The organism is Pseudomonas sp. NPDC089569 (assembly GCF_050280625.1).
Lineage (GTDB): Bacteria > Pseudomonadota > Gammaproteobacteria > Pseudomonadales > Pseudomonadaceae > Aquipseudomonas.
On the sequence record NZ_JBNNVQ010000024.1, the window covers coordinates 41,704 to 66,995 of the forward strand.

At 61.3% G+C, this 25,292-nt stretch carries 20 protein-coding genes; 9 read left to right on the forward strand and 11 right to left on the reverse strand.

Annotated features, from left to right (window positions below; translation table 11 throughout):
- The first annotated feature begins 7 nt into the window (after nucleotides 1-7).
- The 4 genes from ACQKP2_RS12925 to ACQKP2_RS12940 all read left to right on the forward strand — a co-directional run bounded on the left by ACQKP2_RS12925 (nucleotide 8) and on the right by ACQKP2_RS12940 (nucleotide 3,079).
- On the forward strand, nucleotides 8-1,333 hold the full coding sequence (locus ACQKP2_RS12925; RefSeq protein ID WP_427576910.1) for an APC family permease: 1,326 nt from the start codon (nucleotides 8-10) through the stop codon (nucleotides 1,331-1,333).
- Nucleotides 1,334-1,493: 160 nt separating this feature from the next.
- Nucleotides 1,494-1,916, forward strand: a complete 423-nt coding sequence (locus ACQKP2_RS12930) for an NUDIX hydrolase (protein ID WP_427576912.1) — start codon at nucleotides 1,494-1,496, stop codon at nucleotides 1,914-1,916.
- A gap of 24 nt (nucleotides 1,917-1,940) precedes the next feature.
- A complete protein-coding gene (locus ACQKP2_RS12935; RefSeq protein WP_427576913.1) occupies nucleotides 1,941-2,579 on the forward strand; it encodes a LysE family translocator in 639 nt (212 codons plus the stop codon).
- 2 nt (nucleotides 2,580-2,581) lie between these two features.
- A complete protein-coding gene (locus tag ACQKP2_RS12940; RefSeq protein ID WP_427576915.1) occupies nucleotides 2,582-3,079 on the forward strand; it encodes an N-acetyltransferase family protein in 498 nt (165 codons plus the stop codon).
- Nucleotides 3,080-3,231: 152 nt separating this feature from the next.
- Here ACQKP2_RS12940 and metR read toward each other — a convergent pair whose 3' ends face one another.
- Nucleotides 3,232-4,149: a transcriptional regulator MetR gene (metR, locus tag ACQKP2_RS12945; protein ID WP_427576917.1), complete on the reverse strand. Its 918-nt coding sequence runs from the start codon at nucleotides 4,147-4,149 to the stop codon at nucleotides 3,232-3,234.
- A 109-nt stretch (nucleotides 4,150-4,258) separates the two neighbouring features.
- Here metR and metE point away from each other — a divergent pair, with 109 nt between their 5' ends.
- Nucleotides 4,259-6,571 (forward strand): 5-methyltetrahydropteroyltriglutamate--homocysteine S-methyltransferase, encoded by a 2,313-nt coding sequence (metE, locus tag ACQKP2_RS12950; RefSeq protein ID WP_427576919.1) that lies wholly within the window; start codon nucleotides 4,259-4,261, stop codon nucleotides 6,569-6,571.
- A gap of 119 nt (nucleotides 6,572-6,690) precedes the next feature.
- Here metE and ACQKP2_RS12955 read toward each other — a convergent pair whose 3' ends face one another.
- Nucleotides 6,691-11,904 (reverse strand): dermonecrotic toxin domain-containing protein, encoded by a 5,214-nt coding sequence (locus ACQKP2_RS12955; RefSeq protein ID WP_427576920.1) that lies wholly within the window; start codon nucleotides 11,902-11,904, stop codon nucleotides 6,691-6,693.
- A gap of 219 nt (nucleotides 11,905-12,123) precedes the next feature.
- Between ACQKP2_RS12955 and ACQKP2_RS12960 the strand changes: the two genes are divergently transcribed.
- Nucleotides 12,124-13,158: an alpha/beta fold hydrolase gene (locus tag ACQKP2_RS12960; protein ID WP_427576922.1), complete on the forward strand. Its 1,035-nt coding sequence runs from the start codon at nucleotides 12,124-12,126 to the stop codon at nucleotides 13,156-13,158.
- 236 nt (nucleotides 13,159-13,394) lie between these two features.
- A complete protein-coding gene (locus tag ACQKP2_RS12965; protein ID WP_427576923.1) occupies nucleotides 13,395-14,060 on the forward strand; it encodes a DsbA family oxidoreductase in 666 nt (221 codons plus the stop codon).
- A gap of 3 nt (nucleotides 14,061-14,063) precedes the next feature.
- Here ACQKP2_RS12965 and ACQKP2_RS12970 read toward each other — a convergent pair whose 3' ends face one another.
- The 6 genes from ACQKP2_RS12970 to ACQKP2_RS12995 all read right to left on the reverse strand — a co-directional run bounded on the left by ACQKP2_RS12970 (nucleotide 14,064) and on the right by ACQKP2_RS12995 (nucleotide 21,410).
- The gene (locus ACQKP2_RS12970) at nucleotides 14,064-15,455 is read right to left on the reverse strand and encodes a sigma-54-dependent transcriptional regulator (protein ID WP_427576925.1); all 1,392 of its coding nucleotides are present in this window, start codon (nucleotides 15,453-15,455) and stop codon (nucleotides 14,064-14,066) included.
- The gene (locus ACQKP2_RS12975; RefSeq protein WP_427576945.1) at nucleotides 15,445-17,217 is read right to left on the reverse strand and encodes an ATP-binding protein; all 1,773 of its coding nucleotides are present in this window, start codon (nucleotides 17,215-17,217) and stop codon (nucleotides 15,445-15,447) included. Before ACQKP2_RS12975 ends, ACQKP2_RS12970 begins: the two co-directional genes overlap by 11 nt.
- 10 nt (nucleotides 17,218-17,227) lie before the next feature.
- Complete coding sequence (locus ACQKP2_RS12980) at nucleotides 17,228-18,355, reverse strand: GNAT family N-acetyltransferase (protein WP_427576927.1); 1,128 nt, start codon at nucleotides 18,353-18,355, stop codon at nucleotides 17,228-17,230.
- Between the two features lie 82 nt (nucleotides 18,356-18,437).
- A complete protein-coding gene (locus tag ACQKP2_RS12985) occupies nucleotides 18,438-19,328 on the reverse strand; it encodes an alpha/beta hydrolase (protein ID WP_427576929.1) in 891 nt (296 codons plus the stop codon).
- Nucleotides 19,325-20,719: an aspartate aminotransferase family protein gene (locus ACQKP2_RS12990; RefSeq protein ID WP_427576931.1), complete on the reverse strand. Its 1,395-nt coding sequence runs from the start codon at nucleotides 20,717-20,719 to the stop codon at nucleotides 19,325-19,327. The genes ACQKP2_RS12985 and ACQKP2_RS12990 overlap by 4 nt, the downstream gene beginning before the upstream one ends.
- Nucleotides 20,712-21,410: an MtnX-like HAD-IB family phosphatase gene (locus tag ACQKP2_RS12995; RefSeq protein ID WP_427576932.1), complete on the reverse strand. Its 699-nt coding sequence runs from the start codon at nucleotides 21,408-21,410 to the stop codon at nucleotides 20,712-20,714. The genes ACQKP2_RS12990 and ACQKP2_RS12995 overlap by 8 nt, the downstream gene beginning before the upstream one ends.
- Nucleotides 21,411-21,639: 229 nt before the next feature.
- Here ACQKP2_RS12995 and ACQKP2_RS13000 point away from each other — a divergent pair, with 229 nt between their 5' ends.
- Together ACQKP2_RS13000 and ACQKP2_RS13005 are read left to right on the forward strand one after the other, a co-directional pair.
- Entirely contained in the window at nucleotides 21,640-22,401 is a 762-nt protein-coding gene (locus ACQKP2_RS13000) for a MipA/OmpV family protein (RefSeq protein WP_427576933.1), read from the forward strand.
- A 62-nt stretch (nucleotides 22,402-22,463) separates the two neighbouring features.
- Nucleotides 22,464-23,336, forward strand: coding sequence for a fatty acid desaturase family protein (locus tag ACQKP2_RS13005; protein WP_427576935.1), 873 nt, complete (start codon nucleotides 22,464-22,466; stop codon nucleotides 23,334-23,336).
- 56 nt (nucleotides 23,337-23,392) lie between these two features.
- Here ACQKP2_RS13005 and ACQKP2_RS13010 read toward each other — a convergent pair whose 3' ends face one another.
- Genes ACQKP2_RS13010 through ACQKP2_RS13020 form a run of 3 tightly spaced genes read right to left on the reverse strand, consistent with a single transcriptional unit; the run spans nucleotide 23,393 to nucleotide 25,093 of the window.
- Nucleotides 23,393-23,791, reverse strand: coding sequence for a transporter (locus ACQKP2_RS13010; protein WP_427576936.1), 399 nt, complete (start codon nucleotides 23,789-23,791; stop codon nucleotides 23,393-23,395).
- Between the two features lie 10 nt (nucleotides 23,792-23,801).
- Nucleotides 23,802-24,176, reverse strand: coding sequence for an EamA family transporter (locus tag ACQKP2_RS13015; protein WP_427576938.1), 375 nt, complete (start codon nucleotides 24,174-24,176; stop codon nucleotides 23,802-23,804).
- A complete protein-coding gene (locus ACQKP2_RS13020) occupies nucleotides 24,173-25,093 on the reverse strand; it encodes an arginase (RefSeq protein ID WP_427576940.1) in 921 nt (306 codons plus the stop codon). The genes ACQKP2_RS13015 and ACQKP2_RS13020 overlap by 4 nt, the downstream gene beginning before the upstream one ends.
- Nucleotides 25,094-25,292 lie beyond the last annotated feature (199 nt).

The window sequence follows — 25,292 nt, forward strand, 5'->3', positions numbered from 1 at the left end:
GTCGCTCATGGCTCGTTTGCAACGCACCCTGTCACTGGGGTCGGTGGTGCTGTTCGGCATCGCCTACATGACGCCGATCATTGTGCTCGGCACCTTTGGCATCCTCGCTCAATCCACCGCCGGCATGGTACCGGCCGCGTACCTGGCGGCGCTGGTGGCGATGTTCTTCACCGCCATGAGCTACGGGCGCATGGCCTCGGCCTTCCCCGTCGCGGGTTCGGCCTACAGCTATGTGCGCAAAGCCATCAGCCCCAAGCTCGGTTTCATCGCCGGTTGGGCGGTGCTGCTCGATTACCTGTTCCTGCCCATGGCGATCTGGCTGATCGGCGCGGCCTACCTCAACTCCGCCTTCCCGGCGGTGCCACAGTGGATCTGGGTACTGGCCTTCATCGGCATCACCAGTGCGATCAACATCGTCGGCCTGAAACTGGCCAACGGCATCAACGCCCTGCTGATGCTGGTGCAGTTCCTGGTGCTGGTGGCGTTCGTCGCCTTGTGCGTGCACTACGTCGGCGGCGATGCCAGCACGCCGTTGTGGTCGATCAAGCCGTTCCTCAACGGTGACATGCAGATGCCAATGATCATGAGCGGTGCGGCCATCGCCTGTTACTCCTTCCTGGGTTTCGACGCGGTCAGCACCCTGACTGAGGAAACACGCGACCCGCGTCGCACCATTCCGCGGGCGATCATGCTGATTACGTTGATCGGCGGGCTGATTTTCGTCGGCGTGTCCTACTTCGTACAGATCGCTCATCCGTCGTTCCAGTTCGACAACGTTGACTCGGCGGCCTATGAAATCGCCCGCAACATCGGCGGCGATCTGTTTGTCTCGATCTTCCTGATCGGCCTGATCGTCGGCCAGTTCGCCTCGGGCCTGTCGGCCCAGGCCAGTGGCTCGCGCCTGTTGTACGCCATGGGCCGCGACGGTGTGCTGCCCAAATCGTTCTTCGGCACCTTGCACGAACGCTTCGGCACACCGATCAACAGCATCCTGCTGTGCGCGGTCGTGGCCTTGCTGGCGCTCAAACTCGATGTCACCACCTCGACTTCCTTCATCAACTTCGGCGCGTTCCTGGCCTTTTGCCTGGTGAACCTGTCGGTGATCTTCCACTACTGGATCGGTGGAGATAAAAAAGGCCCTCGCGAGCTGGTGCTGTTCCTGGTCTTCCCGTTCATCGGCCTGGCGGCGGACCTGTGGCTGATGGTCAGCCTCGATCATCTGGCGGTGTATCTGGGCCTGAGCTGGCTGGCGATTGGCGTGGTGTACCTGGGCGTACTGACCGGCGGTTTCCGTCGTCAGCCTCCGGAAATGGATTTCCAGGAAGCGACCTGACCCACCACCGATCCCTGTAGGAGCGAGCAAGCTCGCGATGGACTCAAGGACACCGCAGGCATTCAGACAGCCAGCGTTATCGTTGACGACCATCGCGAGCGTGCTCGCTCCTACAGGGGGTCTCATGCGATCCTTGCGCCATTTCCCCAAGGTCCGCGCCATGACTCTTTCGCCCCGCATCATCCACATCGCCGCCGCCCTGTTGATCGGCCCCGACGGTCGAACCCTGCTGGTACGCAAGCGCGGCACCCAGGCGTTCATGCAGCCGGGGGGCAAGATCGAAGCGCATGAGCAACCGGTCAGTGCGCTGGCCCGTGAGCTGGACGAAGAGCTTGGGTTGGTCATCGACCCTGAACACGCGACCTTCCTGGGGCAGTTCTCGGCACCTGCGGCCAACGAACCCGGTTTTGTCGTCAAGGCGGAAATCTTTCTACTGAGCATCGATGCCGACGTCACGCCGGCGGCAGAGATCGAAGAGGTGCTCTGGATCGATCCGGCCACTGACGGCGGGGTGATCCTGGCGCCATTGACACGTGACCTGATCCTGCCGTTTTATCGGGCATCGCTCAGCGCAACCGCCTGATCATTCACGCCAAGGATTTCGCCCATGATCCCGCTTCAGGACCTGCTGATTTTCGCCGCTGCCGCGCTGTTGATGGTACTGACGCCGGGGCCGAACATGATCTACCTGATCTCCCGTTCAATCTGCCAGGGGCGCAAGGCCGGTGTGACGTCGTTGCTGGGTGTGGTCTCGGGATTCTTTGTGCACCTGTTCGCCGCCGCTGCCGGTTTGACTGCGGTGTTCCTGGCGGTGCCCATGGCTTATGAAGTATTGAAATGGGCCGGTGCGCTGTACCTGTTGTGGCTGGCCTGGCAGGCGGTCAAACCTGGTGCGCGCTCGCCGTTCGAAGCTCAACAGTTGCCGCCGGACTCGCCGCGCAAGCTGATCACCATGGGCTTTCTGACCAGCGCCCTGAACCCGAAGATCGCGGTGTTCTACCTGTCGGTGTTTCCGCAGTTCATCACGCCGGAGCATGGCTCGGTGTTCAGTCAAAGCATCGTGTTGGGCCTGACCCAAATCAGCGTCAGCTTCAGCGTCAACCTGTTGATCGCACTGTTTGCCGCCGGCATTGCCTCCTGGTTCGTCAACAACCCGACCTGGCTGGCGATGCAGCGTTATTTCATGGGCTTCGTGCTGTCGGGGCTGGCCCTGCGGCTGATGCTTGAACAGCGCCGGATGGCCTGAACATGTGGATCGAACGGCTGGATGCCAGCCATGCCCTGGACTATCGGGCGCTGATGCTTGAAGCCTATGACCGTCATCCCCAGGCCTTCACTTCCAGCGTGCGCGAACGGGCCTGCATGCCGCTGAGCTGGTGGGAGTCGCGCCTGACCGGCAAGCTCGATGTGGTGTTCGGTGCGTTCGAGGAAGGCCGCTTGGCGGGCATCGCCGGGTTGGCCCTGGAGCCTCGGGAAAAGGCCCGGCACAAGGCAACGCTGTTCGGCATGTACGTGACCGCCGACGTGCGCCAGCAGGGACTCGGCTATCAACTGGTGCAGGCGATTCTGGCCGAGGCACGGTCCCGTCCGGAGCTGCGCCTGATCAAACTGACCGTCACCGCCGGCAACGATGCCGCGCTCAATCTTTACCAGCGCTGCGGCTTCATCCAGTTCGGCCTCGAACCGATGGCGGTGCGGGTGGGCGAGGACTACTTCGACAAAATCCACATGTGGCGCGAGATCTGACTCCACCGCATGACTTGTAGGAGCCAGGCTTGCCGGCGAAGGCGTTTTCATGGCCGCCGCATGACGTCAGCCCCCTTCGCCGGCAAGCCTGGCTCCTACGATCCACAAAATAGCGGTGTGTCGCGAGCATGCAGGGGCGAGACTGTGAGGTGTTACCGGACCGCGCTGACCCCATCGAGCGTCGAAAACGAGGTGTCCTTGGCCGTCAGCAGGAAGTCGCGCATGTACGGCGCATCCAGCATGTCGGCGCGAACCGCTGCGTACAGCGTGGCGAACAAGCCTTTTTCGCCCAGGCGCTTGGCCTTCACGTAGCCTCGTGAGCTGTATTCATGCAGCGCCCAATGGGGCATGCCGCAGACACCGCGTCCGCTGGCCACCAGTTGCATCATCATCACGCTCAACTCCGAGGTGCGCACCTGCGCCGGCTCGATGTCGGCGGGTTCCAGGAAACGGGTGAAGATGTCCAGCCGGTCCCGTTCCACCGGGTAGGTGATCAGGGTTTCGCTGAGCAGGTCCTCCGGGACGATATAAGCCTTGCTCGCCAAACGATGCTGGTTGGCCACCGCAAGCATCGCTTCATAGGTGAACAGCGGCACATAGGTGATGCCGATCAGATCCACCGGGTCGGACGTGACCACCAGATCCAGGTCGCCACGGGCCAGGGCCGGCAGCGGGGCGAAGGAAAAACCTGACGCCAGGTCCAGTTCGACCTCCGGCCAGGCATCGCGGAACTGGTCGATGGTCGGCATCAGCCACTGGAAGCAACTGTGGCATTCGATGGCCATGTGCAGGCGCCCGGCAGTGCCGCCGGCCAGGCGGCCGATGTCACGCTCGGCGGCGCGCAGCAACGGCAAGGTGGCGTCGGCCAATTGCAAAAGGCGCAAGCCTGCGCTGGTGAAACGCACCGGTTTGGTCTTGCGCACGAACAACGCCATGCCCATGCGCTCCTCCAGTTCCTTGAACTGGTGGGACAGCGCCGATTGGGTCAGGTGCAGGCGGTCGGCCGCGTCCACCAGGCTATCGGCTTCGCGCAAGGCGTGCAGGGTCTTGAGGTGACGGATTTCAATCACCGTGGGCTCCATGAGTAAAATTTGTGATCAACACGAAAAGGTTGAGTTTGTCTCATGTTTGCCGGTCTGTCGACAATAGCACCATCTTTTACACAGGAACTCATTCGACATGGCCGTAGCCCACACCCTTGGTTTTCCGCGTATCGGCGCTGACCGTGAACTGAAAAAAGCCCTGGAATCCTTCTGGAAGGGCGATATCGATCAGGCGGCACTGCAAAGCGTCGGTCGCCAGTTGCGCGCCACCCATTGGCAATTGCAGAAGGACGCGGGCATCGAGTTGCTGCCGGTGGGTGACTTTGCCTGGTACGACCAGGTGTTGACCCATTCCCTGACCTTCGGCGTGGTCCCGGAGCGTTTCGACAGCACGCTGGACGAACGCGGCTTGCCGACCCTCGATACCCTGTTCGCCATGGCCCGTGGCGCCACGGCCAGTTGCTGCACCGGTGAGCATGGCCAGTTGCAGTATGCCCAGGAGCTGACCAAGTGGTTCGACACCAACTACCACTACCTGGTCCCGGAATTCAGCGCCGATCAAACGTTCAAGCTGAGCTGGGAACAACTGTTCGATGAGGTCGAAGAAGCCAAGGCTCTGGGACACACCATCAAGCCCGTGATCATCGGCCCGCTGACTTACCTGTGGTTGGGTAAAGCCAAAGGCAACGACTTCGACAAGCTCGACTTGCTCGAGCGTCTGTTGCCGATCTACGGCGAAATCCTCGGTCGCCTCGCTGCCCAGGGTGTCGAATGGGTGCAAATCGATGAACCGATCCTCACCCTCGATTTGCCGCAAGTCTGGAAGAATGCCTTCGAGCGCGCCTACCACATCCTGCAGTACTCGCCCCTGAAAAAGCTGCTGGCGACCTATTTCAGCGGCCTGCAAGACAACCTCGGCCTGGCCGTCGGCCTGCCGGTTCAAGGCTTGCACATCGACGCCGTGCGCGCGCCGGATCAACTGCTGCACGTGCTTGATCGCTTGCCGACCTACAAGATTCTTTCGGTAGGGCTGGTCAACGGGCGCAACGTCTGGCGCTGCGAACTGGAACCGGTGCTCGCGCAACTGCAATTTGCCCAGGAACGTTTTGGCGACAACCTGTGGGTCAGCAGCTCCTGCTCGCTGCTGCACAGCCCGGTGGATCTGGAGCGCGAAGACAAGCTCGATCCGGAACTCAAGAGCTGGCTGGCGTTTGCCGTGCAAAAGTGCGGCGAAATCGCCGTGCTGCGCGATGCCCTGAATGATCCGCAAGCGCCGAAAGTTCAAGCCGCCCTGGCCGAAAGTCGTGCAATCGCCACAAGCCGCGCCGAGTCGCCACGTATTCACAAGGCCAACGTGCAAGCACGCGTCAATGCCATTGGTGCAGCCGACAGCCAGCGACAGTCACCCTTCGCCGAGCGCATTGAGCAACAGCGGGCACGATTGCAATTGCCGGCATTCCCGACCACCACCATCGGCTCGTTCCCGCAGACCGGTTCGATTCGCCTGGCGCGCCAGGCCTTCAAGCAAGGCAAGCTGTCGGCCAACGATTACCACGACGCCATGCGTCACGAGATCCGCCACGCGGTGCAGGTTCAGGAGCGACTGGGGCTGGATGTGCTGGTGCATGGTGAAGCCGAGCGCAACGACATGGTCGAGTACTTCGCCGAGCAACTCGACGGTTATGCGTTCACCCGATTCGGCTGGGTGCAGAGCTACGGTTCGCGTTGTGTCAAACCGGCAATCATTTATGGCGATCTGAGCCGTCCCCAAGCTATGACGGTGGACTGGATCACGTATGCACAGAGCCAGACCGACAAGATCATGAAGGGCATGCTGACAGGTCCCGTGACCATGCTGATGTGGTCATTCCCGCGCGAGGATGTGTCGCGCAAGGTCCAGGCGCAACAACTGGCCCTGGCCCTGCGTGACGAAGTGGTGGATCTTGAAGCCGCCGGCATCAGGATCATCCAGATCGACGAAGCGGCGTTCCGCGAGGGGCTGCCGCTGCGCCGGGAGCAGTGGCGCGAGTATCTGGACTGGGCCGTGGAAGCGTTCCGCCTCAGCGCCAGCGGTGTGCGTGACGAAACCCAGATCCATACGCACATGTGCTACAGCGAATTCAATGACGTGATCGAGGCCATCGCCGCCATGGATGCCGACGTGATCACCATTGAAACTTCGCGTTCGGACATGGAACTGCTGGACGCCTTCAAGGCGTTCGATTACCCGAACGACATTGGCCCGGGTGTCTACGACATTCACTCGCCACGGGTGCCGGACACAGACGAGATGGTCAAGTTGATGAGCAAGGCGGCCAAGCGCATCCACGCCGAGCGTCTGTGGGTCAACCCCGACTGCGGCTTGAAAACCCGAGCCTGGCCCGAGACCGAGGCGGCGCTGGTGAACATGGTGGCGGCGGCGCGCCAGCTGCGCAGCCAACTGGCCTGATCCCTGCCCCCCTGTAGGAGCGAGCAAGCTCGCGATGAATTCAAGAACACCGCGGGCATTCAGACAGCCAGCGTTTTCGTTGACGACCATCGCGAGCATGCTCGCTCCTACAGGATTGTTCAGAGTTCGGAGAAGTGTTTGATCCCCAGCGGCTTGCCTATATCGCCGCGCCAGATGGCATCGACCGTGGCACCGCTGCTGGCCTGGGCCTGTTGCCATTGCAAACCGAGGTTGCGTTGTTCGGGCAGTTTCAGGTGGCCTTTGACGAAGTCGCCGAATTGCGGTTTTGCCGAGTTGTAGTGAAAGTGCGCATACCACAGGGGGCGAGGCGGGTTCATCGTCAGGTCGCGTACTTCATATTCCTGCAGAAAGTCCCGGCGCCCGTCGGCGCGTTTTCCCAGGTCCCGCAGTGCGCCCTCCCTGCGAATGTCCACCACCCGCTGTTGCAGCAGATAGTCCAGATAACCTTCAGTGGGCGTCTTGCTGTTCAGGGATTGTTCGATTCTGAGGGTGCGCCCGGTTCGCAAAAACGTATCCGAGCGATTTCGTAACTGCAATACCAGTGGATCGGTGGGCAACAGCCGTTCGATGGCACGGGCTCGATTGCTCAGCTCCATGGCTTCACTGCTCATCATGTGCTCCAGATCGATCGGTAGCATGTTTTGCTGCGCATAGCCTTCGACCTTGTTTTTGTAGGCGTCCGCGCGCACCAGTCGGCCCCGGGCTTCGGCCAATAGAGGTTGAACGTCATCAGGCAGCTGAGGCTGTGCCGGATCCCGCTGTCCACTCAAATGGTATTTGCCGCTGTTGCGCGGTAGCCAGGTTTCCGTTTGGCCTACGCCTTCGAGGGTGAAACGCTGCTGCCGGGTGACGGTATCGGTGCTGGCGATGCCGATCAGCAACTGATTGTCTTCGGTTTCGAAGAGCCGCCTGGGGCTGTTTGCGTCAGGTGCGACAGGGGCGCGATGCTTGATGGCATGGCGCGCCAGTTCTTCGAGTTTCTGCAGATTGTCGAGAAAGACTGCAACCTGTTCCAGGTCCAGGTGTTGTGGGTAACCCAGCGTCCAGGCCTGAAGGTTGCGTCGGAATTCGGCGTAGGTGGTCAGGCAATCTTCAACAACCCTGTTGCGTTGAGTCGCGCTGGAGTGGACGTCCGGGAGATGGTGCTGGGTGAGCATCGAACGACCCATTTTGTTCTGGGCCGTTTTGAATTGTGTGTGAAAGTACAACCAGGATAGATCGTCGACGGCCTCATAGCGGGCAACGGTTTCCAGGCTGTGGGCGGTTTTCAGATAGTAATAGTTGGCGTCGTTCAGTTTTTTATTGAGGAGGGCCATGTCATCGGCCAACCTCGTTTTTTGTGCGCGAAAGGTGATCCGCGCGTTCCAGTTGTTGGCTTGTTCGACGAGCAGGTGCTGCTGATCAAGCTCGGTGAGGAAGGTTTTGCGAAGGGGCTTGCGCTGCGCCATCAGGTTCAGGTGTACCGCCGTCTGGTCGGGAGGTGTTGCATTCGAACGGGCCGAGAGTTGATCGAGCCGGTCGAGATACTGCAATAACCGCTCTTTGATCATGTCGATACGACGTATCGAGCGGTCAACCACGATCCAGGCGCAGCGGCTTTGGATATCGTCGAGTTTTACGCGCTTGCGCGAATGGGTCAGCGGCTTGAGTTCTTCAAGGGTTCGGTATTGGTTCTGAGCAATCTCGATGTCGTTCTGACAAGCCGAGTCGAGTGCTGCCCGATACGGCTGACGCTGCCCTCGTTCCAGGCTGTAGTAGTGATCCAGCAAACCGTTGGTCTTTTTGGTGTGCGTTGCGAGCTGCCGGGTCAAGGCATCGGCTGTGTTGGTCAGGGTCAATTGGCGACGCAGGCCGCGATCTGTCCACCAGCGCGGCAACCACTCGCGAATGGCGGCGGGCCATAACGGGTCGAGTCCGTCGGCCATGTGCCCAAGCACGCCACCGCCGCCGGTACCACCTCCTTCAATGATCGTGCCGTACACCGCGTAGTGGGTGTTCCAGTTGCCGGCTTCATCAAGGGCAATGGGTTGCTTGTAGGGCCTGGCCCAGGTTCCGCTCAATCGCCATTGGCGGGCGTCGGCGTCCAGTTCGATGCGGTAGAGGCGCCCGTTGCTGATCATGAAGTCGCCATCGTTATGCCGATAGACATTTCGATAGACCCCATGGTTGGCCGGTTGCAGACCGGCGAGGGAGATTTCGTATTCGTACTCATACCCCTTGAAACGCTCAAGGGTGCGCCGTGCCTGCTGCGGATTCGAAACCTGCAAGGCGCCCGGATGCTTCGCCAGGGCGCGCAGTTGGCGATGGCGGGTAATGCCACGGACGTTGCCGGGCGCGACGCTTGCACCGGGCAAAATGTCCATCGCGGCGTCGATCAATGACAACAACACTGCCTCGACTTCTGCCAGCCCATGGCCGACTTTGCCACGCAGAAACGCCGCCACCGCCAGGTTGGCGCTGTTCCAGGCGTCGTACAGGGCAACGGCGGCACCCACGAAGGGCACCATGCCCAGGGCCATCTTCAGGTAGTTGAACACTGCACCGGACTTCAGTGCGGCCTGTTCCAGGTACAACGCATCGTTGGAGCGCGATGTCGCGCGATGGGCTTGCAGCAAGCGGCCCATATGACAATTGACCAGATGGGCCGCCAGCGAGGTGGTCGCCGGCCAGGCCGGTCCTATACCGATCAGCGCGTCATAATGCTTGAGCAGTGCCTGATTGATTCGGCCGACATGTTGGGCGATGTCGCCATGCACGGCGCGGTTGGCCAGATAGTTGGCCATGTCGGTGCGCAGGCACAGATTGAACAGCGCCTTGCGTGCCCGTTCGAGGCTGTCGAACTGGCGCACACATGTGCCGTCGGGACTGTCGGGCAGATAGAGCAGGGTCAGGCCGCTGTTGTGCTCCACGATAAAAGTGACACCGGATAACGTGCTCGGCCCTTGCCCGGGGGTATCGGAGCCCCCCACGCTCAAGTGCGCGGGCAGCAACGCAATGTTCTTTCCATCGAGGGTGTAGGCCTGACGGCTATCGGCATCGATGGCGATGTCCAGTAAACGTTGCCCGTTGCCATCGATGTCCCGTTGCAGCACGGCGAACTCGCCTTGCAACTTGAGCATCAGGCGCCAGGGCTCGCTCAGGCATTCTCGGCGGTGTTCATTGCTGAAGGCCGGCTCGGTTGAGGTGCCAAGGAAGGTCTCGCGGATCCGCGCCTCATATTTACCGGCCAGGTCCAGCTCCGTGGCCAGCTTGCGCAATGATTGTTGGGTCAGTGCGTTTTTGAGTTTCTCGCGTTCGCCTTCATTGCCACCGCTGATCTCGATTTTCATGAACGCCAGGCGATTCATGATTTCATCGTTGATATTACCGAAGGCAAATTCGACCAGTGACAGCTTGCTGCGCTGCTGGCTGGGTATCAACACATGCTTGAAGGGGATGCCTGGGCCGGCGTGCTGATCTGCAATTTCGCGCCGCAAACTGGTGGAGACCGGCAAGTCGAACACCACTTCAACATTGGAGGCGATACCAAACGCTTGGCGCAAATGGCTGTTGATCAGCTTTCGACCGAAGTCGTCCCTGTGTGGCAGCTCGCGTTCCAGCAGTTCGTGGGAGCGCTTCATGGCTTTGATGCAGGACGTGAACAGCGCCTTGAGCCGCTTGCGCTGTGCATCGGGCATTACGCCATGCCATGTGGGCAAATGGCGGGCCAGGGCACTGCTTTGGTTTTGCTGGACAAGTTGTGCGAACGCCAGCTCCCGGGCGGCGGCCGTCGGTACCGCCAGGCGGGCCAGTGTCTGTTCGCGCAGCTTCTCCAGTTCCACCGCGCGCAGGGAAGCACGAGAGGGAACAGGGTTGTCGGCAATCAGTCGCGCCGCCTGCTGTTCGCAGCGGTAAAGCTGACTCTGCAAGGCATATTCGAACGGATTGCCGCTCAACGCCAGGATCTGCAACGACAGGCTGGTGTCGTTGGCCGACCTTTTGAACAGCGTTTGCTCCATGTCCCGCTGCGAGGCGAAGCGTTGCAGGCCGCCCTGGCGACCGGGCCAGTAGAGCAACAGACTTTGGTCTTCAGCCCGTAACAAAGCGTTTGGATGAGCAAACAGCAACACGCCAACGAGCTCTTCGGACAGCTCTTCGCCATCGTCACCTTCGGCGCCAGTCAGTATCAGGCGAGCGACGACGACATCATCCGGAGGAGGGCCTGCGGGGTTATCCAGCACACAGCTGAGCCAGCGATGTTCTTGCGGGTTGATCTGATTGAGGCTCGACTGCAATTGCGCCTCGGCGCGCAGACCGCTCAGGCGCGCCTGATACAGGGCGGGGTAGTGAGGATTGGACGAGTGGGTGAGCTCCAGCATCTTCAGCGCATTGTCGCTTTGCAGCAGTAATGTCGCGGCGGTGTTGGCGGCCTGTTCGGCCGCCGCAAGGGTGTCGAGTTGCTGTTGCAACCGGAGCAGGCGTGGTTCCTCGGGGTGACCTTGAAAGTCCTTGCCGAGCAGACTGTCCAACGCAGCCTGTTGCTGCGCCAGGGCACTGTGACGCAGATTCAACGGAATGTCGGGGCTCAATTGGCCGAACGGGATAACGAGGGCGCTTGTGTCCGTTTCCGGCCGCTCGGGAGGAGGGGCAAGGGCCGTTTCGTTGCGTTTGCGACCCGTGACATCAATCGACAGTCCCGCCAGCAAGGATTCGGCACCTGCTTGCAGCACCGGTTTGTCCGGCACGGTGTAATCGACGCGGACAGTGCCGGTTAAAAGCCGCAGATGATTGAACAAATGCGGTTGCTGTTCGATCAGCCAACGCTCCAGTTCCTGGCGCCCGGAAAAACTCATCCAGGAAGGTTGTACGCAAGGCAAGTAAAGCAGCTCGGTTGAATCAAGGCCGATCACCCATGCCCCCGACAGTTCGACCTGTCGGCCCTCAGTGTTTCCGAGCGCCGGCCGTTCGATCCGGACACTGTCTGCTTCAGTCGTTCCCACGTGCAGGGCGGGCTCGATGATCGGCAGCAGCGCGTTCATTTGTTCGCCAGTCACGTGCCCCTGCGCATAAGCCCATTGGCAGGATGCCTCGAAGTGGTGGCGATACAAGCGTGTTGCCTGCGCGCGACGTGAAAGGTCCGTGCCGCGCGCGCGGGTACTCCACCAGTGTTCATCAAGCGGCGACCGAGGACTTTGCGCCATCAGTTCGAGCCATTGGGCGTGGCATTCCTCCCAGCGTGCGTGCGCGCTCAGGAGCAGGCTTTGGTCTGTATTGGAAGGCAGTGGATGAGCAAGGTCGAAATCGACCGGTTGGGTGAAAGGTTCGTCGAACATGACGACAGATCTCCAGAAGGCCGGGCCATGCCGGCGTTGCGGCCATTAGAGGTCAGTCGTCGCGAGGGCCTGCGGTACATAGTTATCGTGTGCGGCGCCAGGTGAAGCTGATGACCGCCCGGCACTCTTCATCAAACTGTCATGGAACTGTGGCAGCGCGCCTGAACAAAGTTCATCAGACTCGCGCTCTACTGGGGTTCTGCGTTTCGGTGTTTTTTCATGTGTGGACGATTTCTTTCGGTGGCCGTTTTTTTGGCCACGTTTTTGTTTGGCCTGCCGTCGTTTGCAGCGCCTCGTTGTGATGTCAATGTTCCGACCGAACGGGTCGAACTGGACCAGGTCAGCCTGGCGTACCAGAGCATCGGCCGTGCGTCCGACCCGGCGTTGCTGCTGGTGATGGGCCTGGGCGGGCAATTGATTCATTGGCCCGACGAAGTGGTGGTTGCCCTGTGTCAGCAAGGGTTTCGGGTGATTCGTTATGACAATCGCGACGTGGGCCTGTCGACCTGGCGGCAAGCACCGGCAGAGGCCAACCTGACCTTCGAAGTGGTGCGCTACAAACTCGGTTTGCCGGTGTCGGCACCTTATTCGCTGACCGACATGGCGCAGGACGGACTGGGTCTGATGGATGCATTGCACATCGAGCAATTCCACGTATTGGGCGCGAGCATGGGCGGGATGATCGCCCAGCATATGGCGGCGATGGCGCCACAGCGGGTCGAGAGCCTGACGCTGGTCATGACCAGTTCCGGTGCCGAAGGCTTGCCGGCACCCAGTGCGGCACTGGTGCAGTTGCTCGCACGCCGCGGGGCGCCGAATCGTGAAGCCGCGCTGGAGCAGCAGGCCGACCTGCTGGCGGCGCTGGGCAGTCCGATGGTCAGCGATGATCGACAGGCACTGTTGCATCAAGCGGCGGTGTCCTATGACCGGGCGTTCAACCCCGAGGGTGTCAAGCGACAGATCATGGCGATCCTGGCCGAGCCGAGCCGGGTAGCGCTGCTCAACCAGTTGCGGGTTCCGGCGTTGGTGGTACATGGTACGGCTGATCCGTTGTTGCCGGTGATGCATGGCGTGCATTTGGCGGCGCATCTGCGCGGTAGCCAGTTGAAGTTGATTCCGGGGTTGGCGCATCGTTTTCAGGAAGCGTTCAAGGCGCCGTTGCTGGCGGCGGTGCTGCCGTATTTGCGGGCGCATCGGGAAGACACGTCGCATTGGGCGCAGATCGAGCCGGTGGCCGAGCACAATTTGCTCTGACACCGCGATTCATGCGGGCGCGACCTATCCTGTAGGAGCCAGGCTTGCCGGCGAAGGCGATTTCAACGGCACCCGTATGACGGGAGACCGCCTTCGCGGGCAGCCTCGCTCCTACAGGCGAAGGCGATGTCATTGGCGCTGCAAGGCGCGAGGCTGCCTTTGCCGGCAAGCGTGGCTCCTGCGAATTGGGTGTATCGTTCTACTTTTCCTGCACGATCCAGCCAACGAGGTGTGCAATGAGCAATACCCTGAAAATCGATTTCGTCAGCGACGTCTCTTGCCCCTGGTGCGTTGTCGGGTTGTACGGGTTGACCAAGGCCCTGGACATCCTGCGCGACGAAGTGCGTGCCGAAATCCGTTTCCAGCCATTCGAACTGAACCCGAAGATGGGTACCGAAGGGCAGAACATCACCGAGCACATCACCCAGAAATACGGCTCCACCCCTGAACAATCGCAAAAGAACCGCGAAATGATCCGCGCACGGGGCGCTGAAGTCGGGTTTGCCTTTCGCACGGACGGCAACAGCCGCATCTACAACACCTTCGACGCCCACCGTCTGTTGTTCTGGGCGGGGCTGGAGGGCCTGCAACTGCCGCTCAAGGAAGCCTTGTTCAAGGCGTATTTCACCGATGGCGGCAACCCGTCCGACCCTGTTCAGTTGGCGCAGGTCGCGCAAAGTGTCGGACTGGAGCGGCAGCGGGCCGAGGCAATTCTGGCGTCTGACGAGTTCGCTACAGAGGTCCGGGAAGAGGAACAGCTGTGGTTGTCGCGCGGTGTCAATTCGGTGCCCACCGTGGTGTTCAACGGGCAATACGCGGTAACCGGCGGGCAGCCGGTGGAAGCGTTCGTCGGGGCGATCCGGCAGATCATGAGTGAATCCCGTGGCGGAACGGTGAGCTGATTTTCAGCGCACGATCTTGTCCACATGAATCCCCAGTTTTTTCAGCCGGTACCAGAAGCTGCGCTCGGAGATGCCGATCAACTGTGCGGCTGCGGCCTGCACGCCATTGCTCTGTGCGAGTGCGGCCAGGATGTAGGCCTTTTCCACTTCCGCCAGCGCCGCTTCCAGGTCCGGTGGCACGCTGGTGACTTCGCTCGCAATGACGGGATTGCTGCCCGGCGCTGAGGCAAACAGATAGGCCGGCAAATCCGTGTCTTCAATTACCGCGCCGGAGGCCACGATGGTCGCGCGCTCTACGCAGTTTTGCAGTTCGCGGATGTTGCCCGGCCATGAATAATCGGCCATGGCCTGCAACGCCTCCGGGCTGAAGCCGGTGATGCGCTTGCCAGCCGTGGCACCCAGGGTATGGGCGAAGTGTCGGGCCAGCGGGGCAATGTCTTCGACCCGCTCACGCAGGGCCGGCAGGGGGATCGGGAATACGTTGAGGCGGTAGTAGAGGTCTTCGCGAAACTCCTTGTTGGCCACCGCTTCGAGCAGGTTTTTGTTGGTGGCGGCAATGACCCGTACATCGACCTTGCGCTCACGCGGGTCGCCCACCGGTTCGATGACCCGCTCTTGCAGGGCTCGCAGGATTTTCGCCTGCAAGGCCAGCGGCATCTCGCCAATTTCGTCGAGAAACAGCGTGCCCTTGTCGGCCTGCTGGAAGCGCCCGACCCGGTCGGTGACGGCACCGGTGAACGCGCCTTTGCGATGGCCGAACATTTCGCTTTCCAGCAGCCCTTCAGGGATGGCCGCGCAGTTCACTGCGACGAAGGGCTTGTCGGCGCGGTTGCCATGGTTGTGAATCGCCCGCGCAACCATCTCCTTGCCGGTCCCGCTTTCGCCCGTCAGCAGGATCGTTGCGTTGCTTTCGCGGACCGAATCGATCGCTTGCAGCACGCGCCGAAAGCTCGGGCTGTCACCGATCAGGCTGTCGATCTGCCGGTGTTCGTCCAGTTCGGCGCGCATGCGCTGGTTGTCTTTGAGGATGTCGCGAAACTGCAGGGCCTTGTTGACGGTGATATCCAGTTCGTCGATGTCGAAGGGCTTGGCAATGTAGTCGAAGGCGCCGTTGCGCATCGATTGCACGGCGTTTTTCACCGTGCTGTAGGCGGTCATGACGATCACCGGCAGCTGTGGATAACGGCTTTTGATTTCCGCCAGCAGTTGCGGGCCGTCCATGCCGGGCATGCGCCAGTCGCTGATGACCAGATCCATGTCCTCGGTCTCCAGCACCTTGAGGGCATGCAGGCCATTGCCGGCGGTGAACACGGTGATGCCGTTCTGACTCAGCGCCGAGGCCAGCAGGTCGCAGAGCTTGGGCTCATCGTCGACCACCAGTACGTTATGTGTCATCGCTGTCCTCGTCGAAGTCGTCGCCATTGGCCGGAATGTACAGGCTGAAGGTGGCGCCGGCATCTTTTTCGCTGGCGCATTCGATGCGTCCGTCATGACTTTCCATGATCGAGAACACCTTCGCCAGACCCAGCCCGGTGCCGCTGGCCTTGGTGGTGACGAATGGCGTGAAGATCCGTTCGAGCATGTCCGGTTCGATGCCTTGTCCGGTGTCGGCGATGCTGATCACCGTGTACGGCGACTCATTGCTGATGCCCAATGTCAGGCGGCCGCCGGCGGGCATGGCGTCGATGGCGTTGACGATCAGGTTCAGGCCGGCCTGCTTGAGCTGCCGGGCGTCGGCGTGAACGGTGGCGCCGGGGGCCTGATCATCGATGCGCAAGTCTATGTTGTGGCTGGCCAGTTCCGGCGCACAAAACCCCGCCAGTTCATCCACCAGCGGTCGTGCCAGTTGTGTGCAGCGTATCGGTGCGCTGGGTTTGGCGAAGTCGAGGAACTCGGTGATCAGGTCGTTGATGCGACTGACTTCGCTGACCACGTATTCCAGGTGCCGCTTGTCGCTCTCCGGCAGATCGGTACGCCGGTGCAACAGTTGCGTGGCGGTCTTGATGATGCCCAGCGGGTTGCGGATTTCATGGGCCAGCCCCATGGCGACTTCACCCAGTGCATGCAGGCGGTCGCGGCGACGCAACTGCGATTCCAGGTGCTGCAATTCGCCCAGGCGTTCGCTCATGTGGTTGAACGTGCGGCTCAGGTCGGCCAGTTCATCCCCGCCGTCTACCGGCAGGCGCTGTCGATAATCCCCGGCGATCACCGCCTTGACGCCCAGGGACAGCCGGCGCAACGGGTTGGTCAGGCGCTGGGAGACCAGCCAGCCGACGGTCAGCGATGCCGCCGAACTGAGCAGGAAGATCAGGATGAACAGGTTGCTCTGGTTGACCAGCCCCAACAGGCTGCTGTGACGCAGCAGACCGCTGAAGATCACCCCTTGCAGTTCGCCGTTTTCATTGATAATCGGCCGATAGATGCCGCTGTAGCGACTGGTCGATTGTTCGATCGGCTGCTTGGTGCTGCGCAGCAGTTGCTCGATGTTTTCCGGTACGGCCGGCGGATGATCTTCGAAGCGCTGGGTGGCGAAAATTTCCGAGAAGTCATCGGCCTTGGCCAGGTACAGGCGCAAATCAAGCGAATGCACATCGGCCACGCTGGTGAGAAAACCACTGTCCAGATAGGTGGCGATGACCAGCTGGTATTCGACACCCTCCTGCTCGGTGGCGAAGGTCGAGACCACCACGCCGGTTTCCACGCCACCGACTTGCAGGGTTTGCAGGACGGCTTTGGGCGCGGTGCTGATCTGCCGCACGACATCGTCGGCAACAGTGCTGAACAGCACTTTGTGATCGCTGGTGCGTACCAGCGCCACCACATCGATGCCCATGGAGTCGGCCACGTCGCTGGTCAGCTTGTCGTTGTTGATCGACAGCTGGTCGGTGGGCGGACGCGTATAGCGCAGGAACAACTGCGCGGCACGGGCGTTGTCCCGCAGGATTTCGCTGATTTCGTCTTCGATGATCTTGGTGGACTCTTGCAGCCAGATGCGCACGTTGCTGTCGAAAATCTGCGACAGCGTGGTGGCGGCCAGCTCGGCGGCAATCATCGTCGGGATCACGCTGACCAGCCAGAACGCCAGCACCAGTTTGCGCTGCAGGCTCCAGCCGGAGAGGGCGAAAAGTCGGGCATTGGGGCGTCGGTCTTGGGTCATCATGCTTCGCTTATTGCTGCGCGTCGATGGCGGCAGCCATGGCAGGATCGGAGCGGTCCGGTCGGACGAACATTTTTGCCAGCCGCAACAGGCTGTCGAGCATACGGTTGCGATGGCGGAAAAACACCGAGTTGCCGGAAAACGAGCAACCCAGGCGCAGCTTACTGGCATAGCCGGCCTGGCCGCACGCATAGATCGCCAGGCCGTGTTCAATACAGTAGCCGACATTGGCCAGCCAGCTACGCACGTACAGGTTGTGTTGGCGGGTATTGCTCAAGTCATGGGCAAAGAACTTGTCCACCAGGCGCTGCTCGTCCAGCAATACCAGATTGAACGCCACCAGTTCTTCGCCAAGCCAATAGAGCACGCAGGCCGCGCGCCGATCCAGGTGCGCCAGCACCTGGCGGAAGTAGTCCGCCGGCAGCCGTTCGAACGTCAGCTCGCTGCGAGCGAGCGTGGCCTCATAGAGCTGCATCATTCGCGGCAACTGGTCATCCACCGTGTATCGCCATTCGATGCGCGGGCTCGGGCCTCGCAAGGTGCGGCGCAGGTCCTTGCGGGTGGACTTGCCGAGCAGGCCCAGATAGGCGTCCACGGAGCCGAAAGTGATCGGCAGTTCGCCACTGGGCAAGCCAGGCATGCATTGCAGGCCCGCATCATGACAGGCCTGCAACCACTGCCGATCCCGGTGCGAAGCGTCCTTGACCGCCAGCAGGCCGATCCCGGCCTGGTCCGCATCACGACGCGCCAATTGGAGTAACCGGGCAAGCAGGGCCGGACGCCGGCTCGGGGCGATATGCCCGGCCGTGCCGACATGACATTGCTCGGCCACGGGTGAGCCGAGGGCGTAGAGCCGGATGGCGAGCAACCCCGGGCACCAGCGCCGCAAACGCCCGGCAATGCGCTTGCCCAGGCCCTGAAGCGTGGTGTCCAGCGAGTAGATGGTGGTGAACGCCACCGCGGCGGCAATCAACCGATCCTCTTCAAACAGCGCCAGATAGCGCCACTGGAAGTCGGCAATGGCGGATTGTTCGACTGCCCGGTAGTAATCCCAATTCTCCAGCTCGTCGGGAAAACAACCGTTCCAGGCTGCACGGTCGATCGCTTCGATCGTGGAAAAGGCGAGCGCTGTGATCACATCGTTTCCTTGAGCTTTCGCCTTTAAAACGCCAGATCCCCGCAGGCACCGCCGAAGGGATCTACCAGGTTCCGTCAGTGTGTCAGGCCAATTGCTGATAAGCGTGGTTCAGGGGGTGCGGTACGGTTCTTTGTTGCATGAAACGCTGCTGGATAAAGTCCGCGCTCAACTCCACCACGCGCCGGTATTGCAGATCGACGGTGATCATGTGATAGCAGTCATCGAGCAGGACTTTCACCACGTTGCCGCCGAGCTTGCGCTCCACGTAATCCGCGTTCCAGCGGCTGGTGATGTCGTCCTCTCGCGAATGCAGCACCAAGGCCTGGGTGGTGATCTGCGGCATGCGTTTTTTCACCGCCGCCACCAGTCGATGCAGCTCCCGGACACTGACCCCGGACATGGTCAGCAACCCGGCATTGCTGCTTTCACCGGCCTTCATCTGGCGCTCGACGATGGCCCGCAGGCGCTCGTCCTTGATGCCGAAGGGGGACTTTTCGTTGAAGCGACACAGATGCACGCCGAATGGAATCGACATCACCAGACCGCTCAATTTCGCCACCCACGGCATGTTCCAGCCGTCGTAACGCAACGTCGTCGAATACAGCAACAGGCCTTCGATCTGCCCCGGATGTTCGGCCGCCAGGTACATCGACAGCACGGCACCCATGGACAAGCCGCCGACGAACACGTGCGCGTGCTTGCGCCGTATGCCGACGAAGGTGTTGCGCGCGCTTTCGTACCAGTCGCGCCACCCCGTGGCGCGCAGGTCCGCGTTGTCGCCGCAATGCCCGGCCAGGGTCGGCACATAGACGGTGTACCCGGCCTTGGCCAGGCCCATGGCGACCCGACGCAGTTCCGTCGGGGTGCCGGTGAGGCCGTGGATCAACAGCACCGCGACCTCGCCGTCGCCGAGTATGAACCCGGCGTTGCCTTCGCCCATGTCGATGGCGTCGGGTGACAGGGCGGCGTTCATCGTGTCATTGCCCGATGCAGCAGGCGATCGAGCAGGGCGATGCCGAGGTCGATTTCCGGGTAGCTGATTTCCAGTGACGGTGCCAGGGTGATCACGTTCTTGTAGTAACCGCCCACATCGAGGATCAGGCCCAGGCGCTTGCCGTCGATTTCGATGTCGCCCTTCATGCCTTCTTCGACCATGAAGTCCAGGGTCGCCTTGTCCGGGGTGAAACCGTCCGGGGCGCAAATTTCGCAGCGCAACGCCAGGCCCAGGCCGTCGACATCGCCGATGATCGGGTAGCGCTTCTGCAAATCCTTCAAGCCTTCGAGGAAGTATTTGCCCTTGTTCATGACCATCGCGCCGTAGTCGATTTCACTGGTCATCTTGAACATTTCCAGGCCCACCGCCGTGCCCAGCGGGTTGGAGGCGAAGGTGGAGTGGGTGGAGCCTGGCGGGAACACGGTCGGGTTGATCAGTTCTTCGCGGGCCCAGATGCCGCCCAGCGGATTGAGGCCGTTGGTCAAGGCTTTGCCGAAGACGATGACGTCCGGCTTGACGTCGAAGTGCTCGATGGACCACAGCTTGCCGGTGCGGTAGAAGCCCATCTGGATTTCATCGACCACCATCAGGATGCCGTGCTGATCCAGCACATGCTTGAGTTCGCTGTAGAAGTTCATCGGCGGGATCACGTAGCCGCCGGTGCCCTGGATCGGCTCGACGTAGAACGCGGCGTACTCGCTCTGGCCGACTTTCGGGTCCCAGACGCCGTTGTATTCGGTCTCGAACAAACGGGCGAACTGCTGCACGCAGTGGCTGCCGTACTCTTCCTTGGTCATGCCTTTGGGGCCACGGAAGTGGTACGGGAACGGAATGAAATTGGCGCGCTCGCCGAAGTGGCCATAGCGACGGCGATAACGGTAACTGGAGGTGATCGACGAGGCGCCCAGGGTACGCCCGTGGTAACCCCCTTCGAAGGCGAACATCAGGCTCTTGCCGTTGCTGGCGTTGCGCACGACTTTCAACGAGTCCTCGATGGACTGCGAGCCGCCGACGTTGAAGTGCACCCGGCCGTCGAAACCGAATTTTTTCTTCGCGTCCACGGCGATCATTTCCGAAAGCTCGATCTTGCCCTTGTGCAGGTACTGGCTGGCGATTTGCGGCAGGGTGTCGATCTGCTGTTTCAACGCGTTATTCAGGCGCGGGTTGGCGTAGCCGAAGTTGACCGCCGAGTACCACATCTGCAAGTCGAGGTAGGCCTGATCGCTGGTGTCCCATACGTAGGAGCCTTCGCAACGGCTGAAAATGCGCGGTGGTTCGATGTAGTGGACGGTGTCGCCGTAGGAGCAGTAACGGGCTTCTTTTTCCAGCAGGACCTGGTCTTCGGCAGTGGCGATTCGGATATCAGACATGGTGGAAGAGTTCCTGTGTTTCTACATTGAAAGAGGTGGAGTTGGCAGCGTCGGCGTTTGGCAGCAGCGCCAGCAGGGCCGGGAGTTCGGCGAAGCTGTCGAAGCGTGCATGGGCAATGCCGTTGCGCTCGCAGTGTTCGGCCAGGCGATCCTTGGCGAACACGAAGTCAGCGGTGGCGGCGACGCACATGTCGGACTGACCGTCGCCAATCACCAGCACGCGTCGGGCGTTGGGTGTGGATTTGCATTTGCAGTTGCCGGCGGCGGCGCGGCAGGCATCGCTGGCGTGCGGGAAGTCGATGCGCCAGCTGTCGTGATCGATCTGGCGCAAGCGGTTGGCGAGGATCGGCAGCAGGCTGACGTAGTGGCGCGCCAGGATGCGTGCGATGCCTTGCTCGATGCCGTCGCTGACCACTTCAAACGAGGCGCCGAGGCCGATCACATGGTCGACGAAGTCGGGAAAGTCCGGATCGATGTCGATGCTGTCGAAGAAACCCAGCAGTTCGGCCGGTGTCGCCTTGACCAGCGAGAGTTGGCGGCTGAGGCATTCACGGGAGCCGATGTCGCCCGCCAGCCACTCGTTTTCGATCGCTTCCCAGCTCGGGTCGGCGAATCGTTGGAGAATGCTGTCGATCACGTCGGTGCGGGTGATGGTCCCGTCGAAATCACACACGATATGCCAGTCAATCATCTGTTGTACCTTTCTTGAACGAAGCGAGCGCAGGTCGCGCTGTGCGCTTGCCAAGGGGTAGAGCAGGGACTGTGCCAATCCGGCCTGGCCCAGCAACGGCGGGGTTGTGGCGAGTTTCGAGGGGCGTGAAGCTACAATTTTTGTAGGTCGCTACAAACAACATGAGTGCTTGCATGCGTTAAAGGATTGGGCGATTGATGCGCGCATATTCGGTTCAGGAGCACCCCACATGTCGAGAATCACGGTTGCATTGATCACTGCATTGAGCTGCCTTTCGACCCATGTCATGGCCGCCGGCATCACGGGGGAAGCGGGCGCCGGTGTCGGTTATCAGCCTCATGATCCAACCGGCAGCCGCTACGAAACCCGGCCTGTGCCTTACCTCGATCTGGATTGGGGCGATGTCAGCCTCAGCACCGACGATGGCCTGACCTGGAGCGCGTTCAAGGCTGACGGGTTCAGCGCCGGTCCTTACGTGAATTACCTGCCCGGACGGACCGCCAACGGCAATCTGCGGGGCCTGCGCGATGTGCCGGACATGGGCGAAGTCGGCGGGTTCGTGCAGTACGCCCCGGCCGATTTCTGGCGCGTGTTCGCCTCGGTGGGCCAGGCTGTCGGCGGCGGGAGCGGGCAGGGCGGCGTCGTCGGAAGGGTCGGTGGCGAGTTGGGTTATCCACTGGGGGGCGGGGTGATCGGCAGCACCAACCTGACCGCCCACTTTGCCGAGGCGCGGCAGAACCAGACCTTCTTCGGTGTCAGTGCCCAGGAGTCGCAGGCCTCGGGGTTCAAGCGGTACAACGCAGGCGGAGGTTTGCAGAACGTGGCCTTGACCCAGAGCTTCGAACTCCCGCTGGCGCCGCACTGGTCACTGCTGACCAGTGTCAGCTGGATTCACCTGACCGGTTCCGCGGCAGACAGCAGCATCGTCAGGGACGTCGGGCAGACCAATCAGGGCGTGGTGCAAGCCGCGATTGCCTACAAGTTCGACTAAGGAACGGATTGGTCTGTGGTTTGCAATGGTCCTGGCGAACCCATTGCTTCAGGACGTTCTTCATGGCTCGCCCCGCTTATCGTTTGCTCGCCCATTCCCTGTGGGACTTGATTCCCATTGCGCTTGGCCTTGCGCATTTCGCCTTTGTCGTCTGGCTGGTGTCGGCATTCCATGACCTGTCCTGGTGGGCCTTTGTGCCGCTGGCGCTGGGCTATGCCGTGAGCCTGTCCTGGAGCATCAACAGCATTTCCCACAATCAGATTCACAACGCCTACTTCACGCCGCGCTGGATGAACCGTGCATTCGATCTGCTGCTGTCGGTGACCATCGGCTTTTCGCAAACCCTCTATCGCGATATCCACAACCGTCATCATCGGGGCAACTCGGATTTGCCCGATGCCAATGGCAAGACCATCGATCCGCTGTCGATCTACCTGCGCGGCAAGAACGGCCAGCCCGAGAATCCTTGGGCCTATACCTTCCTGAGTTTTTTTCGCGACGACCCCAAGCCCATTTACCAGGCGATGCAGCGCAAACGGCCAAGGGATGCGCGCTGGGTGCGGGTGGAGATCTGTGTGACGCTGGCGTTTTATCTGGCGCTGGCGATTCATGACTGGCGAGCGGTGCTGGTGTTGTTGCCGTTCTGGTACCTGGGGCAGGCCCTGTCTTCGCTGAACGGTTACTACGAGCATTTCGGCGGCAACCCCGACTTGCCTATCGCCTGGGGCGTCAGTGCCTACAGCCCGCTCTACAACCTGCTGTGGATGAACAATGGCTACCATGCCGAGCATCACTACCGGCCGAAAATGCACTGGACGCAGGTCAAGGCGTATCACCGGCAGATCGCCCGGCGACAGCTCGAAGCGGGGGTCAAGGACATCCCGGTGGCCCATGGCCTGGGGTTTCTGGTGGCTCACCGCAAGCGTAAAGCCTGAAGCTTGCAGGAGCTGCCGCCACCTGCGGCAGTTCCTGCCTGAAGGCGCTGCCGGCTTCAGTCTGTTTCACCCTCGGCCAGCAATGCAATCCCGCCCATGATCACTGCCACACCCACCCAGTGCAGCAGGCTGATCTGCTCCCCAAGCCCCAGCCACGAACCCAGCAGCACCCCGACAAACACCAGTGAACTCAAGGGAAAGGCCAGGGACAGACTGCTGCGCCGCAGGATCAGCATCCACACGAAGAACGCCCCGATGTAACAGCCGATCGCCAGCCACACGCCGGGGTTGACCGCCACGGCCAGCAGCCATTGCACATTGAAATCCATTTGCCCCAGCTGATCGCCGCCTACTTTGGTGGCGATCTGGCCGGCGCTTTCAAAGCCGATCAGCAGCGCCCAGAGGACAATGGTGCCCAGGCGCTCATGCAGCCAGCCGGTTTTGTTGATAGACATCGATTGACCTTCAGCCATGGGCGACACACACGAGCATCACGCCCGCCGTGATTACCACCGTGCCCAGCCAGCGCCGGCGGCTGACGGTTTCGCCAAGTACGACCTTGCCGGCCAGTACCACGCCGCAATAGGCCAGCGCGGCCGCTGGAAACAGCAGGCTCAACGGTGCCCGGGACAGGGCTTCGAGCCAGACGAAAAACTCGATCACGTAGGCGCCGATCCCGCACCACAGCAGCGGTGCGTTGAACACCTGGCCCCAGAACGCACCCAGGCGAAACTCGCCTTCAAGCGCCGGCAAGCGGTCCAGTCCGAGTTTGAAACAGAGCTGGCCGATGACGTCCAGCACGATGGATAACGCCACCAGCACGATTACCGTGAAGGTCATGGAAACAACTCCTCGAACAGATCGATCAGGGCCTGATTGGTCGCGGCGTTGCGCAGCAGGTCGGCTTCGCTCCAGCGCTGCGCCGGGGGCTGGTCCGACTTGGCTTCCCAGCGCTTGAAGACGTTGCTGAATGCAGGTCGGGCGTACTCCCCGCAAATGTCGATACCCAGGATGCGTTTACCGGCCGCCAGTACCCGGATCGCCTGCAGTAAATGACTGAGCCGCATGTTGCCCTGGTCCCAGTTGGTCGCGGCGTCTTCGCTGGCCAGCACATCCTTGTCGATCGTGATCCACACCGCTTCGGTGGGCAGGCTGACGACAAGTTGCTCAAGGAATTGCGGCCAGTCCAGTCCGGCCAGGTTGCGCCAGTGCAGCAGGTTTTCCTGCTGTCGATGGCCGGCGCCGTCACCGATCATGCCCCAGATTTTCGAAGGTGGGCGCTGCCAGGGAAACACCTGCAGTACCCCGCGTTGCAGCGCGCGCAGGTTGCCGCCCTTGAACTGCGGGTTTTGCAGGTCGTCGCTGCACGGGCCGAGCGTGACGATGCGTCTGACGTTCGGCAGTTTCAACGCCTGATTGACCCAGGAGCCGCAATGCCGGCGCGGGGCGAACCGGACCCAGTCCGGGTGATTGTCGAAGTGGATCAGGCTCACCGGTTCCGGCAGCTCGGCCAGGAAGGCCGGCGTCAGATGGTGGTAGTCGCCTGAGCCGATGAAGAATATTTCCGGTTGCGGGCCGCTGTGCCGGGGCCTTTGTTGCAGGCGTTCGACGAAGCGCCGCCAGGTGCGCTCGCTGGACCACAGCCGCAGTTTCGGGCCGAGGTCGAGCAGATCGAGGCGTTTGGCACGGCCGCTGTCGAGCAACCGTGCGATGGGGGCCTGGGCAGTCAGGCTGTGGTCGAGATCTAAAATGTTCAAGGTCAGGATTCACCCTTGGCAGACCCTCCCAGACACCGGCCTCATCGATCATGAAGGCCGGCCGGGTGGGCTTTTGGGGGTAAATGCAAGGGCTGGGCCAGCCACAATATCCCTGTAGGAGCGAGCACGCTCGCGATGGACGTTAACGATGACGCGGGCAGTCTGGCTTCCCACGGTGTTCTTGCGTCCATCGCGAGCG

What these genes read in the sequence shown, in the direction of transcription:
- ACQKP2_RS12925 (WP_427576910.1), top strand. Translation starts at nt 8, where the DNA reads ATGGCTCGTTTGCAACGCACCCTGTCACTGGGGTCGGTGGTGCTGTTC.
- ACQKP2_RS12930 (WP_427576912.1), top strand. Translation starts at nt 1,494, where the DNA reads ATGACTCTTTCGCCCCGCATCATCCACATCGCCGCCGCCCTGTTGATC.
- ACQKP2_RS12935 (WP_427576913.1), top strand. Translation starts at nt 1,941, where the DNA reads ATGATCCCGCTTCAGGACCTGCTGATTTTCGCCGCTGCCGCGCTGTTG.
- ACQKP2_RS12940 (WP_427576915.1), top strand. Translation starts at nt 2,582, where the DNA reads ATGTGGATCGAACGGCTGGATGCCAGCCATGCCCTGGACTATCGGGCG.
- metE (WP_427576919.1), top strand. Translation starts at nt 4,259, where the DNA reads ATGGCCGTAGCCCACACCCTTGGTTTTCCGCGTATCGGCGCTGACCGT.
- ACQKP2_RS12955 (WP_427576920.1), bottom strand. Translation starts at nt 11,904, where the DNA reads ATGTTCGACGAACCTTTCACCCAACCGGTCGATTTCGACCTTGCTCAT.
- ACQKP2_RS12960 (WP_427576922.1), top strand. Translation starts at nt 12,124, where the DNA reads ATGTGTGGACGATTTCTTTCGGTGGCCGTTTTTTTGGCCACGTTTTTG.
- ACQKP2_RS12965 (WP_427576923.1), top strand. Translation starts at nt 13,395, where the DNA reads ATGAGCAATACCCTGAAAATCGATTTCGTCAGCGACGTCTCTTGCCCC.
- ACQKP2_RS12970 (WP_427576925.1), bottom strand. Translation starts at nt 15,455, where the DNA reads ATGACACATAACGTACTGGTGGTCGACGATGAGCCCAAGCTCTGCGAC.
- ACQKP2_RS12975 (WP_427576945.1), bottom strand. Translation starts at nt 17,217, where the DNA reads ATGACCCAAGACCGACGCCCCAATGCCCGACTTTTCGCCCTCTCCGGC.
- ACQKP2_RS12985 (WP_427576929.1), bottom strand. Translation starts at nt 19,328, where the DNA reads ATGAACGCCGCCCTGTCACCCGACGCCATCGACATGGGCGAAGGCAAC.
- ACQKP2_RS12990 (WP_427576931.1), bottom strand. Translation starts at nt 20,719, where the DNA reads ATGTCTGATATCCGAATCGCCACTGCCGAAGACCAGGTCCTGCTGGAA.
- ACQKP2_RS12995 (WP_427576932.1), bottom strand. Translation starts at nt 21,410, where the DNA reads ATGATTGACTGGCATATCGTGTGTGATTTCGACGGGACCATCACCCGC.
- ACQKP2_RS13000 (WP_427576933.1), top strand. Translation starts at nt 21,640, where the DNA reads ATGTCGAGAATCACGGTTGCATTGATCACTGCATTGAGCTGCCTTTCG.
- ACQKP2_RS13005 (WP_427576935.1), top strand. Translation starts at nt 22,464, where the DNA reads ATGGCTCGCCCCGCTTATCGTTTGCTCGCCCATTCCCTGTGGGACTTG.
- ACQKP2_RS13010 (WP_427576936.1), bottom strand. Translation starts at nt 23,791, where the DNA reads ATGTCTATCAACAAAACCGGCTGGCTGCATGAGCGCCTGGGCACCATT.
- ACQKP2_RS13015 (WP_427576938.1), bottom strand. Translation starts at nt 24,176, where the DNA reads ATGACCTTCACGGTAATCGTGCTGGTGGCGTTATCCATCGTGCTGGAC.